At 49.0% G+C, this 7975-nt stretch carries 8 protein-coding genes; 6 read left to right on the forward strand and 2 right to left on the reverse strand.

Annotation, left to right across the window (positions count from 1 at the left end):
• Nucleotides 1–4 precede the first annotated feature (4 nt).
• Complete coding sequence (hemA, locus tag ACRCZA_RS03045) at nucleotides 5–1255, reverse strand: glutamyl-tRNA reductase (protein WP_438673008.1); 1251 nt, start codon at nucleotides 1253–1255, stop codon at nucleotides 5–7.
• A 251-nt stretch (nucleotides 1256–1506) separates the two neighbouring features.
• On the opposite strand from hemA, the gene lolB reads away from it, so the two are divergent.
• The 6 genes from lolB to ACRCZA_RS03075 all read left to right on the forward strand — a co-directional run bounded on the left by lolB (nucleotide 1507) and on the right by ACRCZA_RS03075 (nucleotide 6890).
• A complete protein-coding gene (lolB, locus tag ACRCZA_RS03050) occupies nucleotides 1507–2151 on the forward strand; it encodes a lipoprotein insertase outer membrane protein LolB (protein WP_438673009.1) in 645 nt (214 codons plus the stop codon).
• Between the two features lies 1 nt (nucleotide 2152).
• A complete protein-coding gene (ispE, locus tag ACRCZA_RS03055) occupies nucleotides 2153–3007 on the forward strand; it encodes a 4-(cytidine 5'-diphospho)-2-C-methyl-D-erythritol kinase (RefSeq protein ID WP_438673010.1) in 855 nt (284 codons plus the stop codon).
• A gap of 111 nt (nucleotides 3008–3118) precedes the next feature.
• Nucleotides 3119–4066 carry a ribose-phosphate pyrophosphokinase gene (locus ACRCZA_RS03060; RefSeq protein WP_438673011.1) on the forward strand — a complete coding sequence of 316 codons (948 nt, stop codon included), beginning with the start codon at nucleotides 3119–3121 and terminating at the stop codon, nucleotides 4064–4066.
• A gap of 705 nt (nucleotides 4067–4771) precedes the next feature.
• Nucleotides 4772–5305: an RNA polymerase sigma factor gene (locus ACRCZA_RS03065; RefSeq protein ID WP_438673012.1), complete on the forward strand. Its 534-nt coding sequence runs from the start codon at nucleotides 4772–4774 to the stop codon at nucleotides 5303–5305.
• Nucleotides 5305–5937 (forward strand): anti-sigma factor, encoded by a 633-nt coding sequence (locus tag ACRCZA_RS03070; protein ID WP_438673013.1) that lies wholly within the window; start codon nucleotides 5305–5307, stop codon nucleotides 5935–5937. Before ACRCZA_RS03065 ends, ACRCZA_RS03070 begins: the two co-directional genes overlap by 1 nt.
• Nucleotides 5934–6890: a DUF4097 family beta strand repeat-containing protein gene (locus ACRCZA_RS03075; protein WP_438673014.1), complete on the forward strand. Its 957-nt coding sequence runs from the start codon at nucleotides 5934–5936 to the stop codon at nucleotides 6888–6890. The genes ACRCZA_RS03070 and ACRCZA_RS03075 overlap by 4 nt, the downstream gene beginning before the upstream one ends.
• 106 nt (nucleotides 6891–6996) lie before the next feature.
• Here ACRCZA_RS03075 and rsuA read toward each other — a convergent pair whose 3' ends face one another.
• Nucleotides 6997–7749: a 16S rRNA pseudouridine(516) synthase RsuA gene (gene rsuA / locus ACRCZA_RS03080; RefSeq protein WP_438673015.1), complete on the reverse strand. Its 753-nt coding sequence runs from the start codon at nucleotides 7747–7749 to the stop codon at nucleotides 6997–6999.
• Between the last annotated feature and the right edge of the window lie 226 nt (nucleotides 7750–7975).

Genomic DNA, 7975 nt, shown 5'->3' on the forward strand with positions numbered 1-7975 from the left:
AACCTTAGTTTTTATCTAATCCGAGCGCCGTTCTTAACTGACCGAGTGTATTCAAATCCCCCTGACGGCTAGCCGCAGTAAGGGCTTGAGTGGGTGCGTGAATAAGTTTGTTGGTCAGGCGGTTGGCCAGTTCGACCAATACCTGCTCCGTATCGCCGCCTTGTGCTAATTTATTCAAGGCGCGCTCTACTAACTCTTCTTTTATCGCCATGCTTTGATTGCGATATTCACGAATACTGTCGACCGACTCTAAAGAACGCACCCAATCCATAAAGAGGTAGGATTGTTCTTCAGTAATTAATTCAGCTTGCTCGGCGGCCTCCTTACGAGACGCCTTATTTTGTTCAATAATGCTATGCAGATCGTCCACTGTATACAGATAGGCGTCGTCTAAATCGGCGACTTCCGGCTCAATATCTCGGGGAACAGCGATATCAACCAATAACATAGGTTGATGGCGACGCTGCTTTAGCGCTTTTTCGACCATGCCTTTACCTAGGATAGGCAATGGGCTGGCAGTAGAGGATATCACGATATCGGCTTTAGGGAGAAAATCTGGTATCTGTGCCAGCGTAATGGCGGTGGCATTGAATTCTTCACACATGCCTTGAGCGCGCTCTAAGGTACGGTTTGCCACCACCATGGAAGCGACGCCATTATCTTTTAGATGCTTAGCCACCAGCTCAATGGTTTCACCGGCGCCAATCAATAGCACTTTGGTGGTCGAGAGTGATGAGAAGATATGTTTGGCCATGCTCACTGCGGCAAAGGCGACCGACACCGCTGCGGCGCCAATGTCAGTTTCGGTGCGCACTTTTTTGGCGACCGAAAAAGTATTTTGAAATAGCCTATCGATGGTTAAAGCAACGGTGCCCGCTTCTTTCGCTTTGGCAAAGGCTTGCTTAACCTGCCCCAAAATTTGCGGCTCACCCAAAATTAACGAGTCAAGCCCCGAAGCGACGCGCATCAAATGCTTGACCGCACTTTGACCGCGATAGTTGTAGAGGCAAGGCGCCACATCTTTATGATCTAAGCCATGATATTCCTCAAGCCAAGCGATAATGTCGGCTTCATCGCCATTGTTGCAATACAACTCAGTGCGATTACAGGTCGAGACAATAACGGCTTCACCCGAGCGCGTGCAACTGGCCAGACTCTTCATGGCGTCATGAATTTTGTCCGGAGAGAAGGCAACTTTCTCACGCAGGTCTACCGTGGCTGTTTTGTGGTTAATACCGATTGCTACAAGGCTCATCTGACTCTTTCTAGATTCTTGACGTCTATTTTAGTCGGGCATTCTACTGAATTGACGCCACTAAAAACAGAATACGCTTAACAAAACCGAATAAAGGTCTAACTTCTTAGCTAAATTTTCTATCAATCTGGCTAAACAAGCATTGCCTTTACGAAACAACCCCTAAGTGACTGCCGCGGGAAATTTTACGATTAGCATTGGTATTCTTACCAAGCCCTCGTATCATAAGGACTTTGATAGACCCGGCATAGATGAATAATTTGAAACGCTTCATAAAATCCATTTTATCTTGTATCACCTTGAGTAGTTTGCTGTTTTTAACTGGCTGCCAAACGCTCCCCAACGTGAATGACTTAAGCCCCATCACCGTGAGCGAGGCTCGTCAGGCAACGGCTTGGGAATTACAAGGCAAGCTTGCCATCAAAACCAGCACAGATAAACTGAGCGCCAACCTCTACTGGCGCCATACCCAAGCAGGGGATGAACTGACCCTCACGACCATGCTGGGCACCACGATATTAACCCTCAACGCCACCCCGAATTCAGCACATTTGCAATTGGATGGTAAAGAATTTCATGATAGTAATGCCCAGCGCTTGCTCGAACGTGTAAGCGGATGGTCGCTTCCCCTTGACGCGTTACCGCTATGGATTATCGGCATCGCAGGCCAACGTGATGAAATTATCGAGCGCGATGAGCTGCAACAACCTAAGCGGCTTCTCAACAAGCAAACGCCCCCACCTTGGCAGGTCAACTTTTTAAGTTGGCAACGCCAAAGTGGCGCTAACGTCCCACGCCAATTCACCCTCGCGCGGGGCGATTTACACCTGAAACTGCAACTCAACCAATGGCAAGCCCTAGGCAAACCCGCGGTAATCATTGGAGAAAAATCTTAGCATGTCAGCTACCCTCTCCCGTCATTGGCCCGCACCGGCCAAACTCAACCTGTTTTTACATGTCAATGGCCGGCGTAGCGACGGCTACCATGAATTGCAGACCTTATTTCAGTTTATTGATTACAGCGACATGCTGGATTTCAAAGTCACTGCCAACCCTGAGCTGATTCTGCATTCCAATATGGGCAATCTTGTCGCCGATAGCGATAACTTAATTCTGCGAGCCGCAAAATCACTCCAGCAGCAGACAGGTTTTGGCGGCGGAGCGGAAATCTGGCTCGATAAACGTCTGCCAATGGGCGGAGGATTAGGCGGCGGCTCCTCCGATGCGGCAACCACCTTAGTGGCATTAAACGCCCTGTGGAATACCCAATTATCTCCTGAAGAATTAGCCGCCATCGGATTGAAGCTGGGGGCCGATATCCCTGTTTTCATTCATGGTTTCGCGGCTTTTGCCGAAGGCGTAGGCGAACGTCTGCAGGCCGTCAGCCCAGATGAACCTTGGTATTTAGTGATAGTCCCCGATGCCCATGTTTCCACCGCGGCGATATTCCAAGATCCCCTATTGCCACGCAATACACCTAAGCTCGCCATCGACTCTTTAATGAACCAACCTTGGGGCAATGATTGCCAAAATCTGGTGGCATCTCAATACCCTCAAGTTGCCAAGGCCTTAGGCTGGCTGCTAGAATATGCGCCGTCGAGAATGACCGGAACAGGCGCATGCGTGTTTGGGGAGTTTCCACAACAGCAACAAGCTCTTGCAGCCTTGGCGAAGTTACCGTCTGATATGCAAGGATTTATTGCAAAAGGGATGAATATTTCGCCGCTCATTACGCGACGTAATCATCCATAAACTACTTTCTTCTAAGGTCACCACTTACGATAACGCCGCGGGTTTTCCTGTTTCCCATCGTCGTGACCTTAGCCACTAAATAATATAAAGCAAACGCCTGAGGTTCATACAGTGCCCGACATCAAGCTCTTTGCTGGGAACGCCACCCCCAGTCTCGCTAAGAAGATAGCCGATCGTCTATTTTGCAAACTCGGAGACGCAGTGGTTGGTCGTTTCAGCGATGGTGAAATCAGTGTCCAAATTAACGAAAATGTGCGTGGAGCCGATGTCTTTATCATCCAATCCACCTGTGCACCGACCAACGATAACCTAATGGAACTGATCGTGATGGTTGATGCGCTACGCCGCGCGTCAGCGGGTCGTATCACTGCTGTTATTCCTTACTTTGGTTATGCTCGCCAAGACCGTCGCGTCCGTAGCGCCCGTGTACCGATTACGGCAAAAGTAGTCGCTGACTTCCTGTCTAGCGTCGGGGTTGACCGGGTGTTGACCTGTGACCTGCACGCTGAGCAAATTCAAGGTTTCTTTGATGTTCCGGTCGATAACGTCTTTGGTAGCCCAGTGTTACTCGAAGACATGCTCGCGAAGAAGTTAGATAATCCAGTGGTAGTTTCACCGGATATCGGCGGTGTTGTGCGCGCTCGCGCGGTCGCAAAACTGCTCGATGATTCTGATCTGGCCATCATTGATAAACGTCGCCCACAGGCAAACGTAGCCCAAGTGATGCACATTATTGGTGATGTTCAAGGCCGTGACTGCATTATCGTTGACGACATGATCGATACGGGTGGCACCCTGTGTAAAGCGGCTGAAGCCTTAAAAGAACACGGTGCAAACCGCGTCTTTGCCTACGCGACCCACCCCGTGTTTTCTGGTAATGCTGCGCAAAATATTATCAACTCAGTGATCGATGAAGTTATCGTGACCGACACCGTACCCTTAAGCCCTGAAATGCTTCAGGTGTCTAAAGTAACTCAATTGACTATGTCTGCGGTACTGGCCGAAGCGATCCGTCGCGTCAGTAACGAAGAATCGATCTCTGCGATGTTTAGCCACTAAATTGAACCGCTAGATTTAACTGCTAACGTATTTTTAGTGGTTGATGATAATAGGTTACGTTGAGAGAAAAGCTCATAATTGGCTGAAACTTATCTCGTTAAAACGCACTCTTGGAGTGCGTTTTTTATTGGTTGCGCCCCAACAAAAAGCCACTCTTAGTGAGAGCATTGTGATGGTGATGGTGATGGTGATGGTGATGGTAATAGTGACAGTGAGATCATCTTCTACTGATGGTGAAATCAAGATCCATTTAAATTTGGCGGGCAAAGTAAGCAGTCAAACTGACCTTAACGTGAATATTGCTGCCTCTTGTTAGCCATCGCCCTTAACGTGCGTTTACCCTGAGCTGCGCGTTTATCATGAGCAGTGGGTTTATCATGTCCCTATCAGCTAAATGTTAAAATTGCCGCTGGCGCTAACTCGGTATTGAGCGTTAAGCTTAACGGCAATATCGTAGCTCACCAGCCCATTTTTAATTAACTGCCAAAATTGTGCATTTTTCACAATAGGCTGGTCACTGCTGCATGATATAAAACATGTTAGTTCATAAGCTTAGCAGTAATAGTGCCTAGAGCACCTTCCTACATTACGACCAACATCCATTGCCCAAAATGCAGCGAAAAAACTATTTTTTAAGTGGGTACAAACCTTTTAGCGACTTCGTGGCATCAAAACCTCATATTGATAATCAAACAGGAAAGTACAGTGACAGCAGGGCTCTCCCCATTTAAATGCTCCATGTCAGACGTTGATCTGGTGGCGTTAGCCAAACACGGTGATCGGCAGGCATTTAAGCAACTGTACTTAACCCATCATCAGTGGGTTTATGGGCTGGCGTTACGCCTATGCGGTCAAACCACACTGGCCGAAGACATCACCCAAGAATGTTTTATTCTGGTATGGCAAAAATTGCCGCAATTTCGCGGCGAAAGCCAATTTTCCACTTGGCTACATCGCATTTGTGTCAATCAAGCCTTAGGCAGCATGCGTAAGCAACAGTCCTTTTGGGCACGCTTCATCCCAATGGATAAGCAAGCCGAGCCCTACTGCAGCGATACCGAATATCAAGGCATAGACAAATTACTTGTGAGGCTACCTGAGCGCGCTCGCATTGTCTTCGTGCTGTATGCCATCGAAGGCTACCCTCATGAAGAAATCGCCCATTTACTCGGTATTGCCCTCGGCACCAGCAAAACCCAATACCACAGAGCCAAGCAATTACTCCAGGAGATGCTGTAATGACCCAAACGCCGCGTTCTCGTGAAGACGAACTCAACCAGTTAATTGCCCAATCAACCAAAGCGATCGCGCCCAAAAATGATCTTTGGCAACGCATTGAGCGACAAATGGATAAACCGATGGCGCTTGAGGCTGATGCGCCACCATCCCCGCGCAAACGGCAACCCCAGTGGGCCATCGCGGCAATGGTATTATTAGGGCTATGCTTGAGTTACCCCTACCGTGACTCGCTCTATCCCGCGTTAGAGTCTGAAAAACGGGCTTATCAACCACAGGTTTCACCAGCAGTGCCCTCCGCCGTGTTAACGGCTCAGGGCTCAACAACCAGTCATCATCAGACATTACAGAGCCTTATTTTTGAGATTGCAGCGATGCACCAAGCACAGGTGCAAGCATTTGAGCCCATATCAACCCCTAAGGTGTGGCAGATCCGCAGCGTTAGCACAGGATTAGAGCAGGGCTTAAGCGAGTTAAGACTGGCAAGCACACAAGTTTTCCAAGCATTACAAACCGATCCAACCAATAAACAACTATGGCAACTCTGGCTCTGGGTGCAGCAACGCGAACTCGATCTACTTCAGCAAGCGCAAAAACTCCCGATGAACCACTCACTACAAGGAAGCACGCTATGAGCAATATCCATTTGATGAAGACCCCGCTAATCATCGCCACTTTATCCTTAGGCCTAATGACGCATGCCTTTGCCGCCGAACAGGTCGACAAACAACTGCGCATAGAAAGTGGCACTCCCATTCAAATTAAGGTGCAACGGGGTGAGGTGCTGATCCAAAGCTGGGATAAAAATGAGGTCAGTGTTAGCGGAACCCTTGATGAATTGAGTGAAGGTTTTATCTTCGAGCAACAGGGTAACCAATTAAAAATTGAAGATAAAATGCCACGCCAGTATAACGGCAATGGCAAAGACGGCTCAAAACTCACCATCAAAGTGCCTCACACCGTCAACCTCAGCGCCGACACTATCTCGGCAAACCTGCAAATTAGCCAACTCCAAGGTGAGCTCGCGTTAAATACCGTCAGTGGCAATATCAGTGCCAGCCACCTGAATGGCAAACCCGCGTTACACACCGTCTCTGGCGATATCACAACCCAAGGCTTAAACGGTAATATTCAATTAGAAACCGTATCAGGAGAAATACAAGACACTGAAAGTCAAGGTGAAATCAATTACCGTCTGGTGAGTGGGGATCTCAACAGTCAAACCCTCGCCCAGCAGATCACCGTGGAGCAAGTCTCTGGTGAAATAACGGCTAATTGGAGTCAAGCAAAGGAGATCCACCTGCGCAGCGTGAGTGGCGACAGCCAAGTGTCACTGGCAAACAGCATCAACAAAGCCAATCTTGAAAGCGTGAGTGGCGATATCACCCTCACGTTTACCCAGTTGCCCGATGCCAGTTTTGATCTCAACGGCGGTCCCGGCGGCAGCATCAAAAATAGCGTCAGCCAAGATGCGCCACAAAAACAGAAATACTTACCAAATGAGGAGCTTAGCTTTAAAATAGGCGCCGGCAGTGCCAATGTGAAAATGGCGACCATCAGCGGTGATCTTATCCTCAAGCGGCAATAGCACGCCCGCGATCACCCATCAACAATCACTCATAAATAAACAATCATTCCTACATAACCATGCCGCACACTGCTAAGCGGGCGGCATGGTTTAACCGTCACAATCATTAAATCGAGGCGATTTCTGCGGCGGTTAAGTAACGCCACTCTCCGAGGGCAAGGGCTGGATCTAACGCAATTTGACCAATCTGCTCACGATGCAAACCAACCACATGATTGCCCACAGCGGCAAACATGCGTTTTACCTGATGATACTTCCCCTCGGTGATCGTTAAACGCACCCGCTGCGGCTCAAGGATCTCCAATATTGCCGGTTTAGTGAGCCCCTCTTCCCCGCGCAATTGCACTCCTGCGGCAAAGATGGCGATCAAGCTGTTGTCCACCGGCTCAGCCAACTGCACTAAATAGCGTTTAGCACAGTCTTTTTTAGGCGAGGTGACCCGGTGGGACCATTGCCCGTCGCTCGTGATCAGCACCAGTCCAGTGGTATCGGCATCTAACCGCCCTGCAATGTGCAACGTCTGCGGCTTTTCAATCGCCAATAGACTCAATACCGAGGGATACACTTCATCTATTGTCGAACAAATGGTATCTACGGGCTTATTGAGCATCAAATAACGCTCGCCCACTAAGGTAATCGGCTCACCATCAAGGCAAATCTCCATGCCCTCGGTCACTTTAAACCCCGGATCGGTCACCACTACCCCATTACAACTGATCTCACCACGATGTAAGGCTTTTTTAGCCAAGGAACGTGTTAACGAGGTGCATTCACAGATAAATTTGTCTAAGCGCACGGGATTACTCACCCTTAAAAATAAAAACTGCCGTATTATGGGGCCGCAGAGAGTAAAGGGCAATTTAACTCGGCCAAGGCGGGCGCGCTTCGGCTTCGCTCATTGCTCAGTGCTCAGTGCTCAGTGTCACTGTGCCGGCGCCCTGCCCCCCCCTTATTTAACACCTCTATTTAATATCCCCGGTTCCCGGATTAACCTCGCCCAACGAGTGCCGTACAGTGAACATCCGCGCAGCTTAATCCCCCCCGTCACAGTAAAATAAGCCTCGTCGATGGCAGGTAAAAACCGG

It is taken from the genome of Shewanella sp., from assembly GCF_051658185.1.
Lineage (GTDB): Bacteria > Pseudomonadota > Gammaproteobacteria > Enterobacterales > Shewanellaceae > Shewanella.

Coding starts and splice junctions, on each gene's coding strand:
- ispE (WP_438673010.1), top strand. CDS start 2,153: ATGTCAGCTACCCTCTCCCGTCATTGGCCCGCACCGGCCAAACTCAAC.
- ACRCZA_RS03075 (WP_438673014.1), top strand. CDS start 5,934: ATGAGCAATATCCATTTGATGAAGACCCCGCTAATCATCGCCACTTTA.
- lolB (WP_438673009.1), top strand. CDS start 1,507: ATGAATAATTTGAAACGCTTCATAAAATCCATTTTATCTTGTATCACC.
- hemA (WP_438673008.1), bottom strand. CDS start 1,255: ATGAGCCTTGTAGCAATCGGTATTAACCACAAAACAGCCACGGTAGAC.
- ACRCZA_RS03070 (WP_438673013.1), top strand. CDS start 5,305: ATGACCCAAACGCCGCGTTCTCGTGAAGACGAACTCAACCAGTTAATT.